This window comes from Streptomyces sp. A0642, assembly GCF_004795105.1.
Classification (GTDB): Bacteria; Actinomycetota; Actinomycetes; order Streptomycetales; family Streptomycetaceae; genus Streptomyces.
Genome location: NZ_SSBL01000087.1, coordinates 1 through 587, shown reverse-complemented (window position 1 = coordinate 587; position 587 = coordinate 1). Strand labels below are relative to the sequence as shown.

Annotated in this window: 1 protein-coding gene; it reads right to left on the bottom strand. The window is 68.5% G+C overall.

Annotation, left to right across the window (positions count from 1 at the left end; genetic code table 11):
* A partial coding sequence (locus tag E6R60_RS36500) for a polyketide synthase (protein WP_136331024.1) occupies nt 1-587 on the bottom strand: 587 nt, incomplete at both ends.

Below are 587 nucleotides of genomic sequence, written 5' to 3'. Positions count from 1 at the left end.
CCCACCCGACGCGGACGATCCCGCACCGGCCACGCCCGCGACTCCGTCAACAACTCCACCGCACCCGCATCCCAGTCCACCTGCGGCGTCGGCACATCCACATGCAACGTCCTCGGCAGCACACCATGCCGAATCGCCTGCACCGCCTTGATCACCCCACCCACACCAGCGGCGGCCTGCGCATGGCCCAGGTTCGACTTCAACGACCCCAGCCACAACGGATCACCTTCCGGGCGACCCTGCCCATACGTCGCCAGCAACGCCTGCGCCTCGATCGGGTCACCCAGCCGGGTCCCCGTCCCATGCGCCTCCACCAGATCCACCTGGTCCGACGAGATCTGCGCATCAGCCAACGCCGCACGGATCACCCGCTGCTGCGACGGACCGTTCGGAGCCGTCAGCCCATTACTCGCACCGTCCTGATTCACCGCACTGCCCCGCACCACGGCCAGCACCTCATGACCCAGCCGACGAGCATCCGACAAGCGCTCGACCAGCAGAACCCCGACACCCTCCGACCACGCGGCACCATCCGCAGCACCCGCGAACGACTTGCACCGGCCGTCCTTCGCCAACCCACGCTGACG